We start from the raw sequence: 21,925 nt of genomic DNA, 5'->3' as shown, positions 1-21,925 counted from the left end.
TGTGGGTGACCTGGTGGACAGGTCACCCACAGGGCCGGGGACACGTGGGGAGTGACGTGCCCCGGCGGGAGATGGCTTCTCGGGTGGTCCGGGGCGCGGACGGCTCCCGGGCGTCGAGGGCGGCCGGGACTCAGAAGGTGAGCACCGGCTTGATGCTCTTGCCGCCGCTCATGTCGGCGACCGCCTGGTCGATGTCCTCGAACTTGTAGCGGCTGATCAGCCGGTCGAGCGGAAGCTTGCCCTCCTTGACGAGCTGGACGAGGACCGGGATGGCGGTCTGGATCTCGTTGTCGCCGAGGGTGAGGCCGACGACGCGCTTGCCGCCGAGCATGCCGTTGACGTCGAGGGAGACCTCGGTGCCGAACGGCGGGGCGCCCACGATGACGAGGGTGCCGCGCGCGGCGAGGGCGTCGACGCCCTTGCGGAGCACGAAGACGCTGCCGGTGGTCTCGACGACGCCGTCGGCGCCCCGGCCGCCGGTGATCTCCATGATCGCCTCGGTGAGGTCGGCGACCTCGCTCGCGTTCACCGTGTGGGTGGCGCCCAGTTCCTTCGCCAGTTCCAGGCGTTCGCCGACCTTGTCCACGGCGACGACCGTGGTCGCGGGGGTCAGGTTGGCCGCCATCACGGCGGAGAGGCCGACGGCTCCGGCGCCGAGGACCACGACGGTGCTGCCCGGCCGGGGCTCCAGCACGTTCCAGACGGCGCCGACGCCGGTCTGGACGCCGCAGCCGAGCGGGGCGATGGAGTCGAGCGGTACGTCCGGGTCGACCTTGACGAGGCCGCGCTCGTCGACCAGGGCCCGCTCGGCGAAGGAGGACTGGCCGAAGAAGTGGCCGCCGAGGTCCTGGCCGTCCCGGCTGATGGTGCTGGTGCCGTCGGCGCGGCGGCCCCCGAGCAGGTTCAGCGGGAGCCAGGTGGCGCAGTAAGCCGGGTGGCCGTCGCGGCAGTTCTGGCAACCGCCGCAGGAGGTGAAGGACAGCACGACGTGGTCGCCCGGCGCGACGGTGGTGACGCCCGGGCCGACGGCCTCGACGACACCGGCACCCTCGTGGCCCAGCACGCCGGGCAGCGGGAAGGGCAGCCCGCCGCTCGCGACGCCCAGGTCGGTGTGGCAGAGCCCGGCCGCGACCATGCGGACCAGGACCTCGCCCTGCGCCGGCTGGTCGAGGACGACCTCGGAAAGGGTGAAGGGAGCGCCCCCGGACTCGACCACGGCGGCACGTGTGGTGGTGGACATGCTCATGAACTCCTTGTTCTGTCGGTGAGCCGCCGGACCGGTCCCGCGGCTCACCGGGTGATCCCGGGAAAAGGCGCTCAGCCGAGCGAGACGACGACGGACTTGACCTTGGTGTAGGACTCCAGGGCCTCGGGGCCGTACTCGCGACCGAAGCCGGAGGCCTTCACCCCGCCGAAGGGAACGGCCGGGTCGAGCATCGGCCACTCGTTGACCCAGACGATGCCGGCCTGGAGGCGGTCGGCGACGCGGTGGGCGCGGGTGAGGTTGGTGGTCTGGATGCCGGAGGCCAGGCCGTACGGCGTGGAGTTGGCCAGCTCGACGGCCTCGTCCTCGGAGTCGAAGGGCTGCACGGTGAGAACCGGCCCGAAGACCTCCTCCTGCACGACCCGCGAGTCGTTGGCGAGGTCGGCGATGACGGTGGGCTTGTAGTAGTAGCCGCCGTTCAGGTCGAGGCGCTCGCCGCCGCAGACGATGCGACCGCCCTCCTTGCGGGCCAGCTCGACGTACTCCTCGACCTTCTTCAGGTGCCGCTCGCCGGCCATCGGGCCGATGACGGTCTCGGGCTGCCGGGGGTCGCCGATGGGGACACCGGGCACGGCGTCGGCGAGGATGCCGAGGACGGTCTCGTAGACGGGCCGGGCGACCAGCAGGCGGGGGCCGCCCATGCAGAACTGGCCGGTGTTGAAGACGAAGCCCCCGATGATGGCGCCGATGGCCTTCTCGATGTCGGCGTCCTCGAAGACGACGTGCGCCGCGTTGCCGCCCAGCTCCATGGTGACCTGCTTCAGGCCCTCCCCGGCGACGCTCGCCGCGTGCCGGCCGGTGGCGGTGGAGCCGGTGAAGGCGATCTTGTCGACGCCGGGGTTGCGCAGCAGCGCCTCGCCCGCGACCGGGCCCGTGCCGGTGACGACGTTGTAGACGCCGTCCGGGACGCCCGCCTCCTTGAGGAGGCCCGCCATGTAGAGGGCGCTGAGCGGGGTCTCCTCGGCCGGCTTGTGGACGACCGTGTTGCCGGCCGCGAGAGCCGGGGCGATCTTGGTGCCGGCCAGGATCAGGGGGAAGTTGAACGGGGTGATCGCGCCGACCACGCCGATCGGGCCGCGCCTGGTGTAGGCGAGGCGGTTGTTCGGGACGTCGCGGGCGGAGCCGTCCAGGGTCCAGGCGAGGGAGGCGTAGTACTCGTAGTCGTTGGCCGTGTTCGTCACGTCGACCGCGTGGGCCAGGGTGATGGGCTTGCCGACGTCCCGGCTCTCGATGGCCGCGATCTCGTCGGCGTTCTCCCGGATGAGCTGGGCCACGCGGTTCAGGATCCGGCCGCGCTCCCGGCCGCTCAGCCCGGACCACGTGCCGCTGTCGAATGCCTCGCGCGCGGCGCGTACGGCGGCGTCGACGTCGGCGAGGCCCGCCTCCGCGACCGTCGTGACCACTTGGCCCGTGGACGGGTCGATCACGTCGGCGCGTGCTCCGTCGGCCGCCTCACGCCACTGTCCACCGATGAACAGCCGCCCGGGCCCGTTCTCGAAGGTGGTCGTCATGGTCCACTCCCCAGCCTTGTCCAGCGATGATCGCCAAGTTTTCAACCAACAGGAATCCTGTTGGTTCGCAGTTTCATTACACACAGGTTTCCTGTCAATGCCTTACGCTGACCCCATGGTCGGCACCAAGGCACCCCCGTCCCTTCTCTACATGGTCAAGCAGGTCGAGCTCGTTGTCCGCTCGCGCCTGGACGAGCTGGTGAAGCCGGCCGGGATCACAGCCCTGCAGTACACGTCGCTCACGGTGCTGGAGCGCCACGACGGGCTCTCGGCCGCCCAGCTGGCCCGCGACTCGTTCGTCACGGCCCAGTCCGTCGCGGATCTCGTCCGCAGTCTGGAGAACCGGGGACTCGTGCGCCGCGAGCGCAATCCGCGCAACCGGCGCGAGCTGCTGATCCTGCTGACCGACGAGGGGCGCGAGCTGCTCGCCCGCTACGCCGAGCCCATGCGTGACCTGGAGGAACGCATGATCAGCGACCTCACCGCGCACCAGGCCGACCAGTTCCGCCAGGCGCTGTCCAAGGCGTGGCACGCGCTGTCGTAGGGGGCACTGCGCAAAACTCCGGACAGCTTGCCGGAGAAATCGAAGACATATGTCAATCGAACATGCTGAAATTCACTCTGACGAGGGTAACTTGCAGGGCGGGGAAGGGTTTTGGCCCTCACACCCTCACAGAGGCCGGTAGGAGGCGATGCCGTCGTGTCGAGCGACCCCACACCGCCCGCGACCGGGTACCTGCGCGTCCGCACGGACCGCGGCCACTCCGTGCTCGAACTGCACGGTGAGATCGACATCGCGGCGGCCGTGGAGATCATCCCGCTGCTCGACGCGGAGACCGGCCGCCCCGGCGCCCGGATCGTGATCGACCTCCGGCACGTCGAGTTCTTCGACTGCTCCGGGCTGCGGCTGCTCTACCGGGCCCGGCAGCGGGTGCTCGACCGCGACGGCGAACTGCGCCTGGTCTGCACCCACCCGCTCACCCTGCGCGTCCTCAAGGTCACCGGCCTCGCCAAGCTGCTGCCGCCCGCCCCGTCCCTGGACGCGGCCCTGGAACTGCCCGAGGCCGCGTCCGGCACGTTATGACCCCGCCCCGGCCGTCAGCCCTCGCGTCACTCGCCGCCCGCCGGCGCGTCGAACAGGGCGCTGACGGACTCGCCGTTGTGGATACGGCGTACGGCCTCCGCGAGGGCCGGGGCGATGGAGAGCACCTTCAGCTTGTCGGTGCGCTCCTCCACGGGGACCGGCACGGTGTTGGTGCAGACGATCTCCAGCACGTCGGGCTGCTCGCTCAGCCGCTTCAGGGCGCCCGCCGCGAACAGCCCGTGGGTGCACGCCACCCGGATCGAACGCGGCCCCAACTCCCGCAGCCGCTCCAGGAGTTCCAGGACCGTACTGCCCTTGGCGATCTCGTCGTCCAGGACGATCACATCCCGCCCGGCGACCTCGCCGATCACCGAGCTGATGCTCACCCGGTCGTCGGCGAACCGCTGCTTGGCACCCGCCGCGACCTGCGCGCCGATCATCCGCGCGAACGCCGCCGCCTCCTTGGCGTTGCCCAGGTCCGGTGACACCACCGTCGTACGCGACAGGTCGTGGCGGCGGAAGTGCGCGGCCAGTTCGCGCAGCGCGTGCAGATGATCGACCGGCACCGAGAAGAACCCGTGCACCTGCGGGGAGTGCAGCGTCATGGCGAGCACCCGGCCGGCACCCGCCGACACCATCAGATCGGCGACCAGCCTCCCGCCGATGGAGATCCGCGGCGCGTCCTTCTTGTCCGAGCGGGCGTACGAGTAGTGCGGCATGACCACGGTGATCCGGCCGGCCGAGGCCCCGCGCGCCGCGTCGCACATCAGCAGCAGTTCGACGAGATGCTCCTGCACCGGCGCCACCAGCGGCTGGACCAGGAAGACGTCCTTCTCCCGGCAGTTGGCCTGGAGCTGCACCTCCAGACAGTCGTTGGCGAACCGGCTCACCCGGGACGGACTCAGCGGTACCCCGAGGTGCGCGCAGACCTCCTCCGCGAGTTCGGGGTGGGCGCTGCCGGTGAAAACGGCGATGTCACGCACGGTCGGCTCCTCGCATGAACATGATCATTACGGGTTGCGCGGCTCATGCTACTGGCCGCTCCCCGCCGGACAATCGCCAACTCGGCGTTCCCCGCGTGCCTTTGAGGGCATTCGTTGAAAGAGGAAGGAGGGCCGTCGACATGACGACGTCCATCAAGCGCACCCGTGTGCCCGGCTGGGCCAAGCTGCTCGCCGCCGTGGTCATCCTCATCGTGGTGCTGCTGGCCGCGCTGCGGATGCTGGTCTTCGGAGGGCTGGACGACGTGTTCGGCACCGAGGAGCACGACCGTTCGGGGCCGACGCTCCTGAAGTCCATCCAGGACATGAGCCGTTACGACGCCGCCTCGGGCAACTTCCAGGTGGTCGTCGACCTCGAGAAGGACGCCAAGTACCTGCCGGACGCGATCCGCGGCACCCGCACGCTGTACGTGGGCGCGGGGACCGTGGACGCCTATGTCGACCTCGGCAAGGTCGGCGAGAACGACGTGAAGATGAACGAGGACCGCACCTCGGCGACCATCGACCTCCCGCACGCCCAGCTCGGCAAGCCGGCCCTCGACACCGAGCACTCCTACGCCGTCTCCAAGGAGCGTGGCCTGCTCGACCGCCTCGGCGACCTGTTCTCGGACAACCCCAACGGCGAACAGGCCGTGCAGCGCCTCGCCGTCAAGCACATCGGGGACGCCGCGAAGGAGAGCAAGCTGACGGAGCGGGCCGAGGCCAACACCACCGACATGCTCGAAGGACTGCTGAAGTCGCTCGGCTTCGAGGAGGTGAAGGTGACGTACGGGTCCTGACCGGACACCGGCGCGCCCTCCCCGGCTGCGGGGAGGGCGCGTCGTACGCCGGCCCGTCCGTGACCTGCGTACGTCCACGCCCTCCCACGCCCCAACCGCTCCCGGGCGCCCGGGCGGCGCCCCTCGAACGGGAGCGGGTCCCTGTCACTCGGGCCCCGGGTGCCCCCGAAGGACGGGCCCAAACCCGCCGGTACCCGGCTGACGACTTTCTCGCGCGCGGGCCCCACGGGCGGGCATCACGGGCCCCTTCGGGGGTAACAGCCTTGATACAGAGGGAAGTTGAATTCGGGAGGGTCGCATGGCCGGCACCACGTCACGTTCCCGTTCCACCGTCTCCAGCCGCCGTGCCCCGACGGCCGAGGGCGGTCGGCGGCCGCTCCCGCTGCCCCTGCGGCTGCTGGTGATGGCCCTGGCGTTCCTGGCGATGGTGGCATTCGGGGCGGTACTGGCCGGGATCACCCTCCAGCCGTCCCCGGCGTCGGAGGCGCTCACCCACAGCAACCTCCGGCCCGGCGCCTCCCTGGAGCTGTACTGGCACCACCCCGACGCGCGCGACGCGCTCAAGCAGGTCGGCGGGAACGTCCTGCTGGGGCTGCCGTTCGGGATCCTGCTGCCGGTGCTGGCGCCCGGCGCGCGCGGTCTGCTGCGCGTGCCCGCGCTGACCGCGCTGATGATGCTGCTGGTCGAGCTGGTGCAGGGTGCGCTGGTCACCGGGCGGGCCTTCGACATCGACGACGTCATCCTCAACACGGCGGGCGCGCTGCTGGGCTATCTGCTGCTGGGCCGACGCCTCGGCCGGGCCGTCCACGCGCGGGCGCAGAAGCCGAAGCCCGCACCGGCGCAACGCAAGGCACCGGCTCAGCGCAAGGCCACGGCTCCGCGGAAGGCAGCGCGCGGCGCCTGGCTCCAGCGCCTGCGGGTGGGCCGGCGCAAGGCGACCGGCACCGCGTCCAAGGGGGCTAGCGCGGCGTCCAGGTGAATTTGTCGCCGCCCACCCAGCGGACCTGGTCCGGGTCGTCGAGGTCGTGCACGACGACCCCGTACGCGGCGGCCGCCTGGAGGACGTCCGTCAGCCGCTTCGCCTCGCCGACCACCTGACCGTCGATCTCCACGATCCGGAACGGCGGCGTACCGGGCTGCACCCCGAGCACCAGGACCCGGGGATGGGAAATGTAGGGGCTCGCGCTTTCGGTCATGTCTCGAGGGTAGGCCGGTCCGGCGGCCGGTGACCGGGTGAGGACGGGCGGGGGTCGCTCCGGACCGTACGACCTCGCCCGTGATCGTACGGCCGCCGTGCGGGTACCCGGGGGCTGGGCGACGCTGGAAGCGGAAGGCAGGAGGCGCCATGGATCCCGTCGAGGCCCTGGACCGGATCGCTTTCCTGCTGGAGCGCGACCTGGCCCCCACCTATCGCGTACGGGCGTTCCGTACGGCCGCCGCCGTGCTCGGCGCGCTGCCCGCCGACGAGGTGGCCGAGCGGGCGGCCGCGGGCTCACTGGAGTCGCTGAAGGGGGTCGGGCCGAAGACCGCGCAGGTGGCGCGTGAGGCGCTGGCCGGGGAGGTGCCGGGCTATCTGCGGAAACTGGAGCAGGAGGCCGAGGCCCCCCTGACGGAGGGTGACGCGGGAGCGGCCCTGCGGGAACTGATCAGGGGCGACTGCCATGTGCACTCGGACTGGTCGGACGGCGGCAGCCCGATCGAGGAGATGGGCCGGACCGCCGCGCGCCTCGGCCACGAGTGGACGGTCCTCACCGACCACTCCCCCCGGCTGACCGTCGCCCGTGGCCTGTCCCCGGAGCGGTTGCGGGAGCAGCTCGACGTGGTGGCCGCGCTGAACGAGACATGGGCGCCGTTCCGGCTGCTCACCGGCATCGAGTGCGACATCCTCGACGACGGTTCGCTGGACCAGGAGCCGGAGCTGCTGGACCGGCTGGACGTGGTGGTGGTCTCCGTGCACTCCAAGCTGCGGATGGACGCGCGGGCGATGACCCGGCGGATGGTCGCCGCGGTGCGCGACCCGCGCTCCGATGTGCTCGGGCACTGCACGGGGCGGCTGGTCACCGGGCGGGGGCGGCCGGAGTCGGAGTTCGACGCGGACGCGGTGTTCGCGGCGTGCGCGGAGACCGGGACGGCCGTGGAGATCAACTCCCGGCCGGAGCGGCTGGATCCGCCTCGACGGCTGCTGCGGCGGGCCGTGGAGGCGGGGGTGCTGTTCTCGATCGACACGGACGCCCACGCACCGGGTCAGCTGACGTGGCAGGTGCACGGGTGCGCCCGGGCGGAGGAGTGCGGGGTGCCGGCGGGGCGGGTGGTGACGACGTGGGGGGTGGAGGAGCTTCTCGGGTGGGCCCGGGACCGGGAGGTTCCGCAGGACAGGGCGCGGGTGTGATCGTCTCCCAGGAAGGTGAGCCATGAAAAAGGCTGCTGTGTTCGATGTCGACGGGACCCTTGTCGACACCAATCATCTCCATGTCGTCGCCTGGTGGGAGGCGTTTCGGCAGGGCGGGCACGAGGTGGCCATGCATGACGTGCACCGGGCGGTGGGACTGCCGTCGGGTGATCTGATCACGCATCTGCTGGGCGAGGAGCTCGACCCCGCGGAGAAGGACGCGCTGAGTGCGGCGCACAAGGCGCTGTACGGGACGTACTTCGACCGGCTGCCCGCGCTGCCGGACGCCGGGCGGCTGTTGCGGCGGTTGGACGGGCAGGGCTGGAGCGTGGTGCTGGCGACCTCGGCGGGCGGTGCCGAGCTGGCCGCTTTGCGGCGGGCGATCGGCGCGGACGACGCCATCATGGCGACGGCGAGCGCCGATGACGTGGCCCGGGGGAAGCCGGCGCCGGATCCGGTCGAGCAGGCCCTGGAACTGGCGGGGGCCGAAGCCGAGCGGTCGGTGTTCGTCGGGGACACCGTCTGGGACATGCGGGCGGGCGCCCGGGCCGGGGTGCACTGTGTGGCGGTGCTCTGCGGCGGCATTCCACGGCCCGAACTGGAGGCGGCCGGCGCGGAGGCGGTGTTCCGGAATCCGGCCCATCTGCTGGCCGCCCTGGAGGAGAGTCCGCTGGGCCAGGAGGAATGACCTGGTGAGAGCCGCTCTGGGGGGCCTGGTGCGACGTGACGCAGATCACCGGCATTGTCCGGATACGGAAGGAACACCCGCTGGTACTTTCCCGTTGAACCAACCGTGGGTGTGGATGGGACAGTGTCCCCGGGCCTCACCTATTGCCCACAGGGACGATCGTTCGGCTGAAGCCCTGTGGAGCCTTTCGCCGAGAGGCGACCGCCATCCGCACCCACACACAGACCGCCCCGACCGCGATTCCCCCGTCCCGGTCGGGGCTTCTCCTTTTCCACGTGCACCGCCGGTGTGGCCGGTAGTGGCCGCGTGCATCCTCCGGGGCCGGGTACTCGTGGGCGGCTCCGGAGGAATCGACGTGCGCGAGAGGAGTCCGCGGTGAACGGAGAATCCAGCGGCAGGATCGTGGTCACTGGCGCCACCGGCAATGTGGGGACGAGCCTGGTGCGGCTGCTCGCGGAGGACGCGCGGGTCGACCGGGTACGGGGACTGGCCCGGCGGGTCCCCGACTGGTCCCCCGCGAAGACGGACTGGTCGGCCGTGGACGTCGGGTCCGAGCAGGCAGATCTGGTCAAGGAGTTCGAGGGGGCGGACGCGGTCGTCCATCTCGCCTGGGCGTTCCAGCCGACGCATGATCCGGCCGCGACCTGGCGGACCAATGTGCTGGGCAGCATCCGGGTCTTCGAGGCGGTCGCGGCGGCCAAGGTCCCGACGCTGGTGCACGCCTCGTCGGTCGGCGCCTACTCCCCCGGGCCGAAGGGCCGCGCCGTCGACGAGTCGTGGCCGACGCACGGCTGGCCGGACGCCGCGTACTGCCGGGAGAAGGCGTATCTGGAGCGGGCCCTGGACTCCTTCGAGCACGAGCACCCCGGGGTGCGGGTGGTGCGGATGCGGCCCGCGTTCCTGTTCAAGCGGGAGTCGGCGAGCGAGCAGCGCCGTATCTTCGGCGGGCGTTTCCTGCCGGGGCAGCTGGCCCGGCCCGACCTGTTGCCGTTCCTGCCCGACATCCCCGGGCTGAAGGTGCAGGCCCTGCACACCGACGACGCCGCCCGGGCCTATCGGCTGGCCCTGCACTCCGACGCCCGCGGGGCATTCAACCTCGCGGCGGAGTCGCCCGTGGACGCGGAGCTGCTCAGCGAGGTGCTGGGGTCCCGTCCGGTGCGACTGCCCCGGGTCGCGGCCCGCTCGGCGATCGCCGCCGCGTGGAACCTCCGGCTGCTGCCGGCCTCGCCGCACCTCTTCGACGCCGTGCTGCGGCTGCCGCTCATGGACTGCACGAAGGCCCGCGACGAGCTGCGCTGGCGGCCCGAGCGCACGGCGGTGGAAGTGCTGGAGGAGTTCCTGGAGGGGCTGCGGCAGGGGGCCGGGGCGGACACGGAACCGCTGCGGGGGCGGAAGGTCGGCTGAGTACGGCGGTCGCTCCGGGCACGGATGTCACGGACATACGTCCCGGACATGACGGCGCCTCCCCGGGTCCCACCGGGGAGGCGCCGAGTCCTCGCAGGGCCAGATTTTCGCGGGCAGCACACGGCCGAGGGGCCGGGCGGCGTGGGTCAGCCGGAGGGCTCGTCGGGGACGGGCTGCTCGGGGTTGGCGGAGCCCGATCGCGGGGCGCCCTGCCGACCGGTCCCGGCCTCGTCCGTGTCGGGCACGTCGGTGGCCTCGTCGCCGGTGTCCTCGTCCCGGTCGTCGTCGGCGGCACGCGTCGGCGCCGCCTCCCACGGGTCCTCGCCCTCGGTCGCCTGCTGGTCGGGCATGTCCCTCGGTATGGGGTCCGGCTGCTCGCCGGGACCCTCCAGGCGGTGTTCGTCCACGGCGTGCTCCTTCCTGCTGTCGTGCACCGCGCGCGGGTACCTCGACCTGATCGACTCAAACACGCGGTGTCAGGCGCTCTCGGCCAGTTCGTCCAGGGCGGCCGTCAGGTGCGGTGCCACCTGCTCCCGCCGCCATGCGAGGTCGTCGCCGTCGATGGCGCGCGGCACCGTCTCCACCAGCATGATCAGGTCGAGGTAGCTGCGGTAGAGGGCGTACCGCCGGGCCGCCGACGGCGTGAACTCGGCGACGCCGCCCGCCTCTTGATACCCGGTCATGAGGTCGGTGTCGTGCCGGACGTCCCCCAGCAGTGCCAGCGAGACGAAGTCCGCGACCGGGTCGCCCCAGAACATGCGCTCGCCGTCGATGAGGCCGCCCACGCGCGCGGGGTCGCCCCGCTCCACGAGGATGTTGCCCGGCCACAGGTCGAAGTGGACCAGTCGCGGCACGGTCACCTCGTCGAGGGCGTCGTACGCGGACTTCGCCGTTCGGGCCACCTCGTCCAGGGGGCGGGGCAGCCAGGCGCCGAACCGGTGGGCGTCGTCGAGGACGGCCTCGTACATGGTGGTGAACGCGGTGCGCCAGTCGGGGGCGAGGGGGCCGAGGGCGCCGGTGGGATAGCCGTGACCGGGTCCGGTGACCCGGTGCAGCCGGGCGACCAGGCCACCCAACTCCCGTCGTAGCGCTTCGTCCCCGCCGGTGAGCGGACCGTCCCATCCGGTGCCGGGGCAGTGGGTGAGGAGGAGGTGGCGGCCCGCCGGCGCGCTCTCGTCGAAGGCGGCCCCGACCACGCGCGGAACGGGGACGTCGACGGTCGCTGCGGCCCGGCAGAACGTGGCCTCGGCGCCGAGGAGTTCGCGCTCGTGGGCCAGACCGGGCGTGGTGGGCGGCGGGGGGACCTTGAGGACGAGCCGGGTGCCGTCGGTGAGGCGCAGTTCCTCGACCGTGTTGTACGTGCCACCGGTGAGCGGCCTCCGCTCGGCGAGGCTCTCCGGCGGCAGCCCCGCCGCCGTGAGGACCAGCCGCGCGCGTTCCGTTCCGTCCACTGCGATCCCCCTCGTCGAACTGCGCGTGCGGGCCCACTCTGCCAGGTGGGTGGGCAGGAAGTCCGCGTCCGGTGCGTCACGGCCGAAGTAGCGGACGGCGGGGGCGAGTTCGGCACCGGAGGCGGCCGGCGCGGCTGGATCAGATCCAGCCCTGGGGTACCAGGCGTTACACGAGGCGGATGACGCGTTTGCCTCGGGCATGGCCGGTTTCGGTGGCGCGGTGGGCGTCCTGGATCTCGTCCAGGGGGTACACGCGCTCGATGACCGGACGCAGGTCTTGTTTGTCGACGTGATCGGCGAGGGTTTCCAGGTCCGCGCGTCGAGGGCTGGCCATGAGCAGGCGTACGCGCGGACCGGGCAGGACGAGGGACAGCAGGGCGAAGGGTATGGCGCCGGCGGAGGGCGAGGCGATGCGACCGCCGGGGCGGAGGGCGCGTCGGTAGTCGCGGACCGAGGAACCGTGGCAGTCGAGGATGGCGTCGAACTGCCCTTTGAGGGCGCTCGGTGGGGTGGTGGCGTAGTCCAGGGCCACGTCGGCGCCGAGTTCGCGGCAGAACGCGGCGTTGGCGGCGCCGGCGATGGCGGTGACATGAGCGCCCCAGGCGTGGGCCAGCTGGACCGCCGTACTGCCGACGCCGCCGCTCGCGCCGACCACCAGCAGCCGTTGGCCGGAGCGCAGGCGCAGGGTGTCCCCGGGCGGGACCGGGTGGCCGACGAGCAGGTCGCCCATCTGCGCAACGAGTCCTCACTGCACGACCCTCATGTCGCCGTCCTGGCCGACGAGTTGACGGCGGCGGCCGGGGCGCCGTTCAGCGACCGGCTCGCCGCTGTTCCGGCCCCGCCCTCCCGTTTCGGGCTCGAGGTGGTCGAGCATCCCGAGGCAGGTCGCCTGCGCCTGTCGTACGAGACGCTCGTGCTCGCGGACGAGGGCCGTCGCCTGGTGGTGCATCTGCCGGCCGACCAGGCCACGGCCACCGCGCTGGACCGTCTCAACGGCGTCAGGCCGGGGGCCCTGCGGGCAGTGAGCGGCTGACCTTCGCCGGTGCGCCACCGTCGCGCCGACCGAGTGGCTCCGTCGAGCCCAAAACCATTGGCCCCTCCCGAGGATTCCGCGTACCTTAGGTGAAAACCTAGTGCTCCTAGGTTCTGATCCGATCGTCGTCACCCCACCCTCACCGGAGAAGGCCCGTCATGAAGACGCTCACCGAGCAGGACATCCGCACCTCGTTCGTCAACTGCTCGAAGGGGGAGGCGAAGAGGATCTTCGTGCCCCGTGATCTCGAGCAGCGGTCGTGGGCGGATCTGGATTTCCTCGGCTGGCGGGATCCGGGGGCACCCGATCGGAGCTATCTGGTCGCCGAGCGCGAGGGCGGACTCGTCGGCGTCACCCTGCGGCTCCCCTCCGCGCGACGCGGGTTCCTGCACCGCAGCATGTGCTCGGTGTGTCTGACGACGCATCCGGGCGGCGGCGTCTCCTTGATGACGGCGCGGAAGGCGGGCACGGCCGGGCGCGAGGGGAACTCGGTCGGCGTGTACCTCTGCGCCGACCTCGCGTGCTCGCTCTACGTGCGCGGCAAGAAGGCCCTCGACGCCGGAAGCCGGTTCGAGGAGAGCCTCACCGTGGAGGAGCAGATAGCCCGGACGGTGGGCAACCTGTCCGCCTTCCTGGAGAAGCTCTACGACTGAGCCCCCCTGACCTCGTGGTCTCCCGCCCTCGTACCCCCTCACCCAGGTGACTACTGTCTTCGGTCAGGAGTTCGGAGGAGCGGCGGAACGGGAACAGCGCAAGGATGCGAGACGTACGTGATGTGTGGGGCCTGATCGACACCCGGGTCGCGAAGTGGCGACAGGACCCGGTGATCGTCCAGTCGGTGCGGTCGGCGGCGGCCGCCACGGTGGCCTATGTGGTGGCCCTGCAACTCAGCTCGGAGGCGGCGCCCCTGACGGCTCCGCTGACCGCTCTCCTGGTCGTGCAGGTGACCCTCTACTCCACCCTCACCACCGGCATCCGCCGGGTGAACTCGGTGGTCGCCGGCGTCGTCATCGCCATCGGCTTCAGTGTCCTGGTGGGCCTCACCTGGTGGAGCCTCGCCCTGATCATCCTGGCCTCGCTCGCGGTGGGGCATCTGGTGCGGGTGAGCGAGTTCGTGCCCGAGGTGGCGATCAGCGCCATGCTGGTGCTCGGCGTCACCCGGGTCGGCGACACGGCCTGGGCGCGGGTCCTGGAGACCCTGATCGGCGCGGTCGTCGGACTCGCCTTCAACCTGCTGCTCGCGCCCCCGGTCTGGGTGGAGGCGGCCGGTGAGTCCATCGAGGACCTGGCCCGGCGGATGCGGCGGCTGATGATACGGGTCGGCGAGGAGGCCGCGGGCCGCACCCCGGCGGAGGCCGCGGCGGCCCGGCTGCACGAGGCCCGGGAGCTCGACTTCGACATCGTCGAGGTGGACGCGGCCCTCAAGCAGGCGGAGGACAGTCTGAAGCTCAATCCGCGCGTCCGGGAGGGCCTGCTGCACCGGGTGGTGCTGCGCACCGGCCTGGACACGCTGGAGATCTGCACGGTGGTCCTGCGGGTGCTGGCCCGTACCCTCACCGACCTCGCCAAGGAGCGGGAGCCGAGTCCGCTGTTCTCCGCGCAGGCGGGGGCCGCCATCGAGCGGCTGCTCGCCGAGATCGGCGACGCGGTGGTCAGTTTCGCCGTGCTGGTCACCACCGACGTCAGCCGCAGCGCCGAGTCCGCGGAGGACCGGCTCGCCGCCGAGTTGTCGACGGCCGTCGCGACCCGCGACAAGCTCGCCCAGCTGCTCCTGGAGGACGTCCAGCGCGACCCGAGCCACTGGCAGTTGCACGGTGCCGTGCTGACGGAGGTCAACCGCATGCTGGACGAGCTGGACACCGAGCACCGCTCCCAGCGGCTGCTGGAGGAGCTCGACCGCTGCACCCGTGAACAGCGCGAGCGCTCCCCCCGGCTCACCCGTCTGCGCGACCGCGTACGCATCGTGCGCCCCCGTCGGCGGAACCGGTCCGGCCTCGTCGGACGTGCTAAGTGACGCCGGACCGCAGGACGTCGTAGCCGCGTCGTCCTGCCGGGGGACCAGGCACGACGTGACGACGAGGGGAGCGTACGGAATGGCCGAAGGCACCGTGCGGATCGACGGGACCACACTGCGCCTGCCGGGCGGGGTACGGGTGCGGTTCATCCGCACCCTGCGCCTGCCGGAGCAGGGCACGCACCAACTCCCGCCCGGTCTGGGCGACTTTCCGATCCGCCGGGTCGAGGACTACCCGCACACCACCTCCCCGGAGATGCGGGCACGCGGCGGCGTGATGCTCCCCGTGTATCTGCGCGAGGCGATGTGGCTGCACTTCGGCGGTTCCACGGAACCGGCCGCGCTCCAGGTCGGCGTGGGCAAGGTGTGCGCGGTGTCGGGCAAGCCGTGGACCGGCGCGCTCGCCCGCGATCCGCAGAACTACGTCGTCCTCCCGCGTCAGCCGTGGCTGGACGGCATCAACTCCGGCAAGGGCACGGTCCGGCAGTTCGTGGCCGTCCCCCTGGGGCTCGGTGCCACGGTCGAGGGCCAGGTCACCGGCGAGGAGGTGTTCGGCGGGGTGCAGCTGCAGTCGTTCCCGCTGAACGACGAGCAGTTGGCCGTGTGGCGGGAGGAGGAGCGGCTGCGCGCCGAGGCCGAGCGCGGGCTCGGTGGGCTCGCCACCACCACGCTCTTCGCCGGCACGGGCCCCGTCCCGATGCCGCCGCCGGGTGCCGTGCCGATGCCGCCCCCGGCCACCGGGGCTCCCCTGCCGCCCGCGCCGGGTGGCGGGCCGATGCCTCCGGGGGCCGCGTACCCGATGGCGGCGCCGGCCGCGGCCCCGCAGCGCAGTGCTCCGGCGGCCCCGCCCCGGGCGCCTGCGGCGATGGGTCTCGGGGTCGGCGGGTCGATGCGGCAGGAGGTCTACCGGGACACCTGGCCGCGCGGCAGCTGGGCCGAGCAGCCGGCCGGGCGGGTCTTCGTGCACCTGGTCACCCCGCCCGAGTGGCGCCGCATCACCGGGGAGGCCCCACCGCCGTCGCCCGTGGACCGCGCGGCGTACACCCGCGCCGGGCTCCCGTGGTTCGAGTACTACGACAACGACGCCGAGGACCTCGCCCCGGCCGACGCCCTCGGCACCGTGAAGCCCGTCGGTGACTGGCTCGGCGACGACCTCGATCCGTGGCAGGCACCGGCCCCCGGCCAGGTCAAGCCGCTCGGTGACGCTCCGGGCAAGCCGATCCAGGACGGCGACTGGTAGGGCACCGGCGGGAGAGACCGGCGGCGTGCGCGGGCGGCCCCGACCGCCCGCGCACGGACGAACGGCGGGTTTCGCACGGCGCGCGACGCCCGCCTTCGGCTTTGCGCCGGGGCGCCCGTACCCGTCAAGGTGGTGACAGCCGAGAGAACCGACACCCGAGGTGCACGAATGACGAGCGAGACGGTTGGGGACCGGGGCGGCTGGAGCAGGCGCCGCGCCCTGGGGCTGTTGGCGGGAGCGGGAGCGGCTGCCCTGGCGGGCTGCTCGGGGTCCGACGGGACGTCCGGGCCCGCGTCGCCCTCCCCCGCGTCGAACGCCCCGACGGCCCCCTCGGCGGAGGCCGGCGCCGGGTCGGGCACCGAGTCCGCGACCGCCTCGCCCTCCCCCACCCGCACCGGGCCCCGGCCGCTCTACATCGGCACGTACACGTCGGTCGAGGGCGGCGGCAAAGGCATCGGCGTGGCGACGTACGACGCCCGGAGCGGCCGTGTCACCGGCGAGGGGACGATCACCGGGGTCGGCGACCCGTCGTACCTCGCCGTCCACCCGGACGGCCGGACGCTGTACGCCGTGAACGAGCGGCCGGAGGGCGGAGTGACCGCCATACGGCTGTCCGACCGCAAGGTCCTCGGCACCCGGAGCAGCGGCGGCGAGGCGCCCTGTCATCTGTCGGTGCACCCGAGCGGGCGGTGGCTGCTGAGCGCGAACTACGGCTCGGGCAGTGTCGCCGTGCACCCCGTCGAGGAGTCGGGCGCGCTGGGCGAGCGCACGGACCTGGTGGTGCACCGCGCTCCGGCGCCGGGCCCCGGCCAGGACGGGCCGCACGCGCACCAGATCGTCACGAGCCCCGACGGCGGTCATGTCCTCGCCGTCGATCTGGGCACCGACACGGTCTACACCTACCGGCTGGACGAGTCCCGGGGCACGCTCACCGAGGTCTCCCGGGCGAGCGTCAGCCCGGGTGCGGGGCCCCGGCACCTGACGTTCCATCCCGAGGGCCGGTACGCCTATCTCGCCAACGAGGTCGACAACACAGTCGTGGTCTGCGCCTACGAGCCCGACCGCGGGCGGCTCTCGCCGGGCCCGCCGCAGCCCACGGGCACGGGGTCGGGCACCAACTACCCGGCGCAGTTCGTCGTGACGCCGGACGGCGCGTACGCGTACCTCGCCAACCGGGGGCACGACAGTCTGACGCGTTACGCGGTCGAGGCGGACGGCGCCCGGCTGAGGCTGCTGGACACCGTGCCGGTCGGCGGGGACTTCCCGCGCCAGATCGCCCTGTCGCCGGACGGCGGCCTGTTGTTCGCGGCGCTCCAGCGGTCGAGCGCGGTCAGCGTCTTCGAGGTGGACGCGGGCAGCGGTGAACTGCGGCGCGCGGGCGCGCCGTTCGCGTCACCCGTCGCCGTCTGTGCGCTGCCGCTGTAGGGCGCGCGGGCAGGACGCGGCGCTCGCCTGCGAGAGCAGGATGTGCATCCGCTCGGTGAGCTGTGCCATGTCGTCGGCGGGCTTGTGGAACGTCAGGCGTACGTCGCCGTTGCCGCGGGCCCGCTCGATGCGCAGGGTCAGTCCGTGCCGGTCGACGGCGAGCGGCTGGACGCGTACGGCGCCGTGCAGGCTGTCGTGGGGGACGAGCCGGGTGAGGCGTTCGACGGCGTCCGGGTGGGCGTCGGCGAGGTGGGTCAGCAGCCGGGACTCGGCCGTGGCCAGGGGGTCCGGCGCGGCGGCGGCGAACTCGTCGAGGTCGACCACGACCGCCCCCGACGGCTCGCGCAGCACGATGCGGGTCGCCTTGAACTCCAGGTCGCCGTCCTTGGGCGCGAACCAGCCGGCGATCCAGAGCCGGGCCCGGATCCGGTTGCGCACGGGGACGGGCGCGACATCGGCGAACTCCAGCACGGCGGACGGCTCGCCGCGCGGTGCGCAGATCGCGGCGGCGACGAGCGTACTGTCCTCGGGGACGCACAGGATCACCCGGCCGTCCTCCGTGACGCTGTGCGCGCCGACGAACTCCTCGCGGCCGCCTTCGGCGGTCACCGCGCAGGACCACGCCGCCGCGAGCACCGAGCGGGCACGCTCCGCCGCGGCGGGCGCGGCCGTCCAGGTGTGACGGTCACCCATCCCAAACCTCCATTAGGTAAGCCTTGCCTAACCTATCGAAGATCGGGGCGTACGCCAACCACCGTCCGGCAGTCCATGGACTTTTCGTTCGCCGCGGCGAACCGGCCGGGGCACCCGCTCAGGGCACGAGCACCCCGAAAAGGGCCCGCGTACACAGGTCCCGCACCTGTTCCCGGGACAACTCCGAGCCCCTCAGCCACTCCAGACAGACGGCCGTGGTGAACGACAGCCAGCCCCGCACGGCCAGCCGCATCTCCGGCCGCCCGTCGAGCGCCGCCGCGAACTCCGCGTCCGAGGCCAGGGCCGCCAGGATCTGGGCCTCCTGGGAGGCCAGCGCCCGCTGGTAGACCTTGCGCACGGTCTGGTCACCGGTGGCGTCGGAGCGGTGGAAGGCCCGGAAGCCGTGGGCGTGCTCCTCGACGTACGCGAGGAACGCGTCGAGCCCGTTGGCCAGCCGCTCGCGCGCCGAGCCCCCGGGGGCGGGGGTCATGATCCGCAGCATCCGCTCGCTCTCGCGCTCCACGACCGCCGCGAAGAAGACCCGCTTGTTCGGGAAGTAGTGGTACAGCAGCCCGCGGGAGACACCCGCGATCTCGGCCACCTGCTCGATCCACACGTCGTCGTACGGGCTCTCCGAGAAGAGCCGGGCCCCGACCGCGAGCAGTTGCTCCCGCCGCTCCTCGGTGCTGAGCCGGCGACGGGGGCGCTCTCCCTGCCTGGCTGCCATGCCGTCACTTTACTTGACGTGGGTTCAACAGCGGGACGAGACTGATGCCGCTATTGAACCCGAGTACAACAGCCACGCGGTGGCTTCGCCGAGGCGTGCGCGCGAGGGAGGTGTGGTCATGACGGCGACGACAGGGCCCACGGCGGTGAGGGGATTCCGCAGCGCCGAGCTGGGCTGGCCCGAACTGCGCCGCATACCGCACCCGCCGTACCGGATCCCCGTCATCGGCGACGCGCTGGGCACGAACGTGCGGACTCCGGTGCAGGAGTCCGTGCGCCTGGGGCGGCGGCTCGGGCCGATCTTCCGGCGGAAGGCGTTCGGCAAGGAGGTCGTCTTCGTCGGGGGTGCCGCGCTCGCGGCCGAGATGGCGGACGAGTCACGGTTCGCCAAGCACGTGGGCGTCGGCGTCGCCAATCTGCGCCCGGTGGCCGGGGACGGACTCTTCACGGCGTACAACCACGAGCCCAACTGGCAGCTCGCGCACGACGTCCTGGCTCCGGGCTTCAGCCGGGAGGCCATGGCCGGCTACCACCCGATGATGCTCGACGTCGCCGAGCGGCTGATGGAGCACTGGGACCGGGCAGGGGCGGCGGGCAGCGCCGTGGACGTGCCCGGCGACATGACCAAGCTGACGCTGGAGACGATCGCCCGCACCGGCTTCGGCCATGACTTCGGCTCCTTCGAGCGCGACCGGCCGCACCCCTTCGTCGCCGCGATGGTCGGCACCCTGACGTACGCGCAGCGCCGCAACATCGTCCCCGACCCGCTGATGCCGCTGCTGCGCGGCGCCGCCCGGCGCAACCGGGCCGACATGGCGTTCCTGAACGAGACGGTCGACTCGGTGGTGCGGGCGCGGCAGGCGTCCGGTCGCGGCCACCCGGGTGGCCGTGGTGACGGCGATCTGCTCGACCGGATGCTGGAGACGTCGCATCCGGAGACCGGGGAGCGGCTGTCCGCCGAGAACGTCCGACGGCAGGTCATCACCTTCCTGGTCGCCGGGCACGAGACCACGTCCGGCGCCCTGTCCTTCGCCCTGCACTACCTCGCCCGGCACCCCGACCTCGCGACCCGCGCCCGCGCCGAGGTGGACCGGGTCTGGGGCGACACCGCGCGGCCCGGCTACGAGCAGGTGGCCCGGCTGCGGTACGTGCGGCGGGTGCTCGACGAGGCGCTGCGGCTGTGGCCGACGGCGCCCGCCTTCTCCCGGGAGGCCCGCGCCGACACCGTGCTGGGCGGGGTCCATCCGATGCGGCGGGGCGCCTGGGCGCTGGTGCTGACCGCGATGCTGCACCGGGACCCGGAGGTGTGGGGCGCCGACGCCGACCGGTTCGACCCGGACCGCTTCGACGCGGCGGCGGTGCGCTCGCGGGCACCGCACACGTTCAAGCCGTTCGGCACGGGGGCCCGGGCCTGCATCGGCCGCCAGTTTGCGCTGCACGAGGCCACGTTGGTGCTGGGCCTGCTGCTGCGCCGGTACGAGCTGAGCCCGGAGCCGGGGTACCGGCTGCGGGTGGCGGAACGGCTGACCCTGATGCCGGAGGGGCTGCGGCTGAACGTGGAGCGGCGGTCACGTCGTCCAGTGGCCGGGGCGGGTGACTGAGGTCGGCAGCCGGGTGCCGGCGGTGCCGCGTGCCGCGTTGAGCTGGGGCTGGGTGAGGAAGAAGGCGCCGGTCAGGTCCGCGCCGGTGAGGTCGGCGTCGCGGAGGTCGGCGCCTATCAGGTCCGCGCCGCGCAGATCGGCGCCGGTCAGGTCGGCGGCTATGAGGTAGGCGCCACGGAGGTTGGCCTGGCGCAGGTCGGCGCCCTTGAGGCGGGCGCCGATGAGGTCCGCTCCCCGCCGGTTCCGCTTGCGTCCGGCGCCCGCGCGCATGAGGTCGCTGACCTTCAGCAGCAGGGCGTTGACGTCCTGCCGGTGCGCGGCGACGTCCAGCTCCGCCAGCTCCTCGGCCGTCCGCCCGGTCAGCCGCTCGGTCTCGTCGAGCGCGCGGCGCAGGTCGGCGTACAGGGGGCGGGCGGCGGGGAGGGTCAGCGATTCGGTCACGTACCAGAGCAGTTCGTGGAGTTGACGGACGACCGGGAAGACGTCGAACATGAGCCGGGCGTGCTCGCGACCGCCCGCGCGCCAGCTCTCGCCGCCGAACGTGCCCTGCGAGACCTTCTGCCCGGCACCGAAGCAGTCGTAGACGGTGCAGCCGCTGAACCCCTCGGTCCGCAGCCGGTCGTGGACACCGCACCGGAAGTCGTCCCGGAGGTTGCCGCACGCCTTGCCCGCCGGCTTGTCGACGGCGAAGTCCGCCGAGCGGGCGAAGGGCAGGGCGACACAGCACAGGCCGAAGCAGCTGCCGCAGTCCGCGCGCAGATCACTCAGGGCAAGCGGATCGAGGGCTTCTCCGGATCTCTGTTCCATACGGTTCACCCTAACGAGCCGCCGTCGCTCTCCCCGTCAGCGGGCGAACACCTCGAAGGCGACGGCCGGTCTGCCGCCGAACCGCTCCCCCGTGGTCCGGGCGACGCCGGTGAGGAAGTCGCGCACGTACGTCTCGGGGTCGTCCTTCGTCAGCACTTCCAGATACGTGCGGTGTTCGAGGAGGGAGGCGACGGCGCGTTCGAGGCCGGGGCCGGCGTCGACCGCGTGGGTGGGGCTGGAGGAGCCGGCGACGGCGACCCAGCGGACGCCGTCCCAGGGTTCCAGGCCCTGTTCGACGAGTTCGGGGAAGATCCAGCGGTTCCCGGCGTCCCCGGCGGCGTCGAGCGTGGCACGCCCCACCGCCACATGGTCGGGGGTGTTCCAGGCGACGCCGCCCCAGGTGTCGCGGTGGTTGAGGGTGATGAGCAGTTCCGGGCGGTGCCGGCGGATCGCGGCCGCGATGTCCCGGCGCAGCGCGGGCCCGTACTCGACGACGCCGTCCCGGTGGTCGAGGAACTCGACCACCGACACACCCACGACGGCCGCGCTCGCCCGCTGCTCCCGCTCCCGCAGCGGGCCGCACAGCGCGGGCTCCAGCGTGTCGATCCCTGCCTCGCCGCGGGTCGCCAGGACGTACGCGACCTCACGGCCCGCGTCGGTCCACGCGGCGATCGCCGCCGAGCAGCCGTATTCGAGGTCGTCCGGGTGGGCCACGACGGCGAGGGCGCGCCGCCAGTCGTCGGGCAGGGGCTTGAGCTGGTCCTGCTGCGGCTCGGTCATACCGGCACGGTAACCCGGGGCGCGGACGGCCGGCT

At 72.5% G+C, this 21,925-nt stretch carries 24 protein-coding genes; 13 read left to right on the top strand and 11 right to left on the bottom strand.

Annotated elements, in window-relative coordinates:
• Positions 1 to 130: 130 nt before the first annotated feature.
• On the bottom strand, positions 131 to 1,240 hold the full coding sequence (locus tag L3078_RS41055) for an NAD(P)-dependent alcohol dehydrogenase (RefSeq protein WP_239759296.1): 1,110 nt from the start codon (positions 1,238 to 1,240) through the stop codon (positions 131 to 133).
• 77 nt (positions 1,241 to 1,317) lie between these two features.
• Positions 1,318 to 2,775, bottom strand: a complete 1,458-nt coding sequence (locus L3078_RS41050; protein WP_239759295.1) for an aldehyde dehydrogenase family protein — start codon at positions 2,773 to 2,775, stop codon at positions 1,318 to 1,320.
• A 115-nt stretch (positions 2,776 to 2,890) separates the two neighbouring features.
• Here L3078_RS41050 and L3078_RS41045 point away from each other — a divergent pair, with 115 nt between their 5' ends.
• Positions 2,891 to 3,319 carry a MarR family winged helix-turn-helix transcriptional regulator gene (locus L3078_RS41045; protein ID WP_086758576.1) on the top strand — a complete coding sequence of 143 codons (429 nt, stop codon included), beginning with the start codon at positions 2,891 to 2,893 and terminating at the stop codon, positions 3,317 to 3,319.
• A gap of 156 nt (positions 3,320 to 3,475) precedes the next feature.
• The gene (locus L3078_RS41040; RefSeq protein WP_239759294.1) at positions 3,476 to 3,859 is read left to right on the top strand and encodes an anti-sigma factor antagonist; all 384 of its coding nucleotides are present in this window, start codon (positions 3,476 to 3,478) and stop codon (positions 3,857 to 3,859) included.
• A gap of 26 nt (positions 3,860 to 3,885) precedes the next feature.
• Here the strand turns inward: L3078_RS41040 and L3078_RS41035 are convergent, their stop codons facing one another.
• Positions 3,886 to 4,842, bottom strand: a complete 957-nt coding sequence (locus L3078_RS41035; RefSeq protein WP_239759293.1) for a ribose-phosphate diphosphokinase — start codon at positions 4,840 to 4,842, stop codon at positions 3,886 to 3,888.
• A gap of 140 nt (positions 4,843 to 4,982) precedes the next feature.
• On the opposite strand from L3078_RS41035, the gene L3078_RS41030 reads away from it, so the two are divergent.
• Positions 4,983 to 5,639 (top strand): DUF4230 domain-containing protein, encoded by a 657-nt coding sequence (locus tag L3078_RS41030; protein ID WP_184902648.1) that lies wholly within the window; start codon positions 4,983 to 4,985, stop codon positions 5,637 to 5,639.
• 298 nt (positions 5,640 to 5,937) lie between these two features.
• Positions 5,938 to 6,618: a VanZ family protein gene (locus L3078_RS41025; protein WP_239759292.1), complete on the top strand. Its 681-nt coding sequence runs from the start codon at positions 5,938 to 5,940 to the stop codon at positions 6,616 to 6,618.
• On the opposite strand, the gene L3078_RS41020 is transcribed toward L3078_RS41025, so the two are convergent.
• Complete coding sequence (locus tag L3078_RS41020) at positions 6,599 to 6,835, bottom strand: hypothetical protein (RefSeq protein ID WP_239759291.1); 237 nt, start codon at positions 6,833 to 6,835, stop codon at positions 6,599 to 6,601. The genes L3078_RS41025 and L3078_RS41020 overlap by 20 nt on opposite strands.
• A gap of 149 nt (positions 6,836 to 6,984) precedes the next feature.
• On the opposite strand from L3078_RS41020, the gene L3078_RS41015 reads away from it, so the two are divergent.
• The 3 genes from L3078_RS41015 to L3078_RS41005 all read left to right on the top strand — a co-directional run bounded on the left by L3078_RS41015 (position 6,985) and on the right by L3078_RS41005 (position 10,120).
• Positions 6,985 to 8,028: a PHP domain-containing protein gene (locus L3078_RS41015; RefSeq protein ID WP_239759290.1), complete on the top strand. Its 1,044-nt coding sequence runs from the start codon at positions 6,985 to 6,987 to the stop codon at positions 8,026 to 8,028.
• Between the two features lie 22 nt (positions 8,029 to 8,050).
• Entirely contained in the window at positions 8,051 to 8,716 is a 666-nt protein-coding gene (locus L3078_RS41010; RefSeq protein ID WP_239759289.1) for an HAD family hydrolase, read from the top strand.
• Between the two features lie 375 nt (positions 8,717 to 9,091).
• Entirely contained in the window at positions 9,092 to 10,120 is a 1,029-nt protein-coding gene (locus tag L3078_RS41005; protein WP_239759288.1) for an SDR family oxidoreductase, read from the top strand.
• 146 nt (positions 10,121 to 10,266) lie between these two features.
• On the opposite strand, the gene L3078_RS41000 is transcribed toward L3078_RS41005, so the two are convergent.
• The 3 genes from L3078_RS41000 to L3078_RS40990 form a co-directional block, all read right to left on the bottom strand.
• Positions 10,267 to 10,527, bottom strand: a complete 261-nt coding sequence (locus L3078_RS41000; protein ID WP_239759287.1) for a hypothetical protein — start codon at positions 10,525 to 10,527, stop codon at positions 10,267 to 10,269.
• A 69-nt stretch (positions 10,528 to 10,596) separates the two neighbouring features.
• Entirely contained in the window at positions 10,597 to 11,571 is a 975-nt protein-coding gene (locus tag L3078_RS40995; protein ID WP_239759286.1) for a phosphotransferase family protein, read from the bottom strand.
• A gap of 166 nt (positions 11,572 to 11,737) precedes the next feature.
• Positions 11,738 to 12,301, bottom strand: a complete 564-nt coding sequence (locus tag L3078_RS40990) for a zinc-binding dehydrogenase (RefSeq protein ID WP_239759285.1) — start codon at positions 12,299 to 12,301, stop codon at positions 11,738 to 11,740.
• Here L3078_RS40990 and L3078_RS40985 point away from each other — a divergent pair.
• From L3078_RS40985 to L3078_RS40965, 5 genes are all read left to right on the top strand, one after another.
• Positions 12,278 to 12,604 (top strand): MmyB family transcriptional regulator, encoded by a 327-nt coding sequence (locus tag L3078_RS40985; protein WP_338059549.1) that lies wholly within the window; start codon positions 12,278 to 12,280, stop codon positions 12,602 to 12,604. The two genes, L3078_RS40990 and L3078_RS40985, sit on opposite strands and share 24 nt — an antisense overlap.
• Positions 12,605 to 12,762: 158 nt before the next feature.
• Complete coding sequence (locus tag L3078_RS40980) at positions 12,763 to 13,257, top strand: FBP domain-containing protein (protein WP_239759284.1); 495 nt, start codon at positions 12,763 to 12,765, stop codon at positions 13,255 to 13,257.
• A gap of 104 nt (positions 13,258 to 13,361) precedes the next feature.
• A complete protein-coding gene (locus tag L3078_RS40975) occupies positions 13,362 to 14,618 on the top strand; it encodes an FUSC family protein (protein ID WP_239759283.1) in 1,257 nt (418 codons plus the stop codon).
• Between the two features lie 79 nt (positions 14,619 to 14,697).
• The gene (locus L3078_RS40970) at positions 14,698 to 15,858 is read left to right on the top strand and encodes a GyrI-like domain-containing protein (RefSeq protein WP_239759282.1); all 1,161 of its coding nucleotides are present in this window, start codon (positions 14,698 to 14,700) and stop codon (positions 15,856 to 15,858) included.
• A 168-nt stretch (positions 15,859 to 16,026) separates the two neighbouring features.
• The gene (locus L3078_RS40965) at positions 16,027 to 17,283 is read left to right on the top strand and encodes a lactonase family protein (protein WP_239759281.1); all 1,257 of its coding nucleotides are present in this window, start codon (positions 16,027 to 16,029) and stop codon (positions 17,281 to 17,283) included.
• On the opposite strand, the gene L3078_RS40960 is transcribed toward L3078_RS40965, so the two are convergent.
• Together L3078_RS40960 and L3078_RS40955 are read right to left on the bottom strand one after the other, a co-directional pair.
• Positions 17,251 to 17,976, bottom strand: coding sequence for a DUF2470 domain-containing protein (locus L3078_RS40960; protein ID WP_215453771.1), 726 nt, complete (start codon positions 17,974 to 17,976; stop codon positions 17,251 to 17,253). The two genes, L3078_RS40965 and L3078_RS40960, sit on opposite strands and share 33 nt — an antisense overlap.
• Before the next feature lie 118 nt (positions 17,977 to 18,094).
• Complete coding sequence (locus L3078_RS40955) at positions 18,095 to 18,703, bottom strand: TetR/AcrR family transcriptional regulator (RefSeq protein WP_239759280.1); 609 nt, start codon at positions 18,701 to 18,703, stop codon at positions 18,095 to 18,097.
• A 118-nt stretch (positions 18,704 to 18,821) separates the two neighbouring features.
• Here L3078_RS40955 and L3078_RS40950 point away from each other — a divergent pair, with 118 nt between their 5' ends.
• Positions 18,822 to 20,303, top strand: a complete 1,482-nt coding sequence (locus L3078_RS40950) for a cytochrome P450 (protein ID WP_239759279.1) — start codon at positions 18,822 to 18,824, stop codon at positions 20,301 to 20,303.
• Here L3078_RS40950 and L3078_RS40945 read toward each other — a convergent pair.
• Positions 20,271 to 21,110, bottom strand: coding sequence for a pentapeptide repeat-containing protein (locus tag L3078_RS40945; RefSeq protein ID WP_239759278.1), 840 nt, complete (start codon positions 21,108 to 21,110; stop codon positions 20,271 to 20,273). The genes L3078_RS40950 and L3078_RS40945 overlap by 33 nt on opposite strands.
• A 36-nt stretch (positions 21,111 to 21,146) precedes the next feature.
• Entirely contained in the window at positions 21,147 to 21,890 is a 744-nt protein-coding gene (locus L3078_RS40940) for a PIG-L deacetylase family protein (protein WP_239759277.1), read from the bottom strand.
• Positions 21,891 to 21,925 lie beyond the last annotated feature (35 nt).

It is taken from the genome of Streptomyces deccanensis, assembly GCF_022385335.1.
Classification (GTDB): domain Bacteria; phylum Actinomycetota; class Actinomycetes; order Streptomycetales; family Streptomycetaceae; genus Streptomyces; species Streptomyces deccanensis.
The sequence above is the reverse complement of the archived record's forward strand: the minus strand, read 5'-3'. Positions and strand labels throughout refer to the sequence as shown.

Excerpts from the sequence above, each read along its gene's own strand:
- L3078_RS40950 (WP_239759279.1), top strand. The coding sequence starts at position 18,822 with ATGACGGCGACGACAGGGCCCACGGCGGTGAGGGGATTCCGCAGCGCC.
- L3078_RS41010 (WP_239759289.1), top strand. The coding sequence starts at position 8,051 with ATGAAAAAGGCTGCTGTGTTCGATGTCGACGGGACCCTTGTCGACACC.
- L3078_RS40980 (WP_239759284.1), top strand. The coding sequence starts at position 12,763 with ATGAAGACGCTCACCGAGCAGGACATCCGCACCTCGTTCGTCAACTGC.
- L3078_RS41015 (WP_239759290.1), top strand. The coding sequence starts at position 6,985 with ATGGATCCCGTCGAGGCCCTGGACCGGATCGCTTTCCTGCTGGAGCGC.
- L3078_RS40955 (WP_239759280.1), bottom strand. The coding sequence starts at position 18,703 with ATGGCAGCCAGGCAGGGAGAGCGCCCCCGTCGCCGGCTCAGCACCGAG.
- L3078_RS41030 (WP_184902648.1), top strand. The coding sequence starts at position 4,983 with ATGACGACGTCCATCAAGCGCACCCGTGTGCCCGGCTGGGCCAAGCTG.
- L3078_RS41045 (WP_086758576.1), top strand. The coding sequence starts at position 2,891 with ATGGTCGGCACCAAGGCACCCCCGTCCCTTCTCTACATGGTCAAGCAG.
- L3078_RS40990 (WP_239759285.1), bottom strand. The coding sequence starts at position 12,301 with ATGGGCGACCTGCTCGTCGGCCACCCGGTCCCGCCCGGGGACACCCTG.
- L3078_RS40975 (WP_239759283.1), top strand. The coding sequence starts at position 13,362 with ATGCGAGACGTACGTGATGTGTGGGGCCTGATCGACACCCGGGTCGCG.
- L3078_RS40965 (WP_239759281.1), top strand. The coding sequence starts at position 16,027 with ATGACGAGCGAGACGGTTGGGGACCGGGGCGGCTGGAGCAGGCGCCGC.
- L3078_RS41025 (WP_239759292.1), top strand. The coding sequence starts at position 5,938 with ATGGCCGGCACCACGTCACGTTCCCGTTCCACCGTCTCCAGCCGCCGT.
- L3078_RS41050 (WP_239759295.1), bottom strand. The coding sequence starts at position 2,775 with ATGACGACCACCTTCGAGAACGGGCCCGGGCGGCTGTTCATCGGTGGA.
- L3078_RS41055 (WP_239759296.1), bottom strand. The coding sequence starts at position 1,240 with ATGTCCACCACCACACGTGCCGCCGTGGTCGAGTCCGGGGGCGCTCCC.
- L3078_RS41020 (WP_239759291.1), bottom strand. The coding sequence starts at position 6,835 with ATGACCGAAAGCGCGAGCCCCTACATTTCCCATCCCCGGGTCCTGGTG.
- L3078_RS40945 (WP_239759278.1), bottom strand. The coding sequence starts at position 21,110 with ATGGAACAGAGATCCGGAGAAGCCCTCGATCCGCTTGCCCTGAGTGAT.
- L3078_RS40970 (WP_239759282.1), top strand. The coding sequence starts at position 14,698 with ATGGCCGAAGGCACCGTGCGGATCGACGGGACCACACTGCGCCTGCCG.
- L3078_RS40960 (WP_215453771.1), bottom strand. The coding sequence starts at position 17,976 with ATGGGTGACCGTCACACCTGGACGGCCGCGCCCGCCGCGGCGGAGCGT.
- L3078_RS40940 (WP_239759277.1), bottom strand. The coding sequence starts at position 21,890 with ATGACCGAGCCGCAGCAGGACCAGCTCAAGCCCCTGCCCGACGACTGG.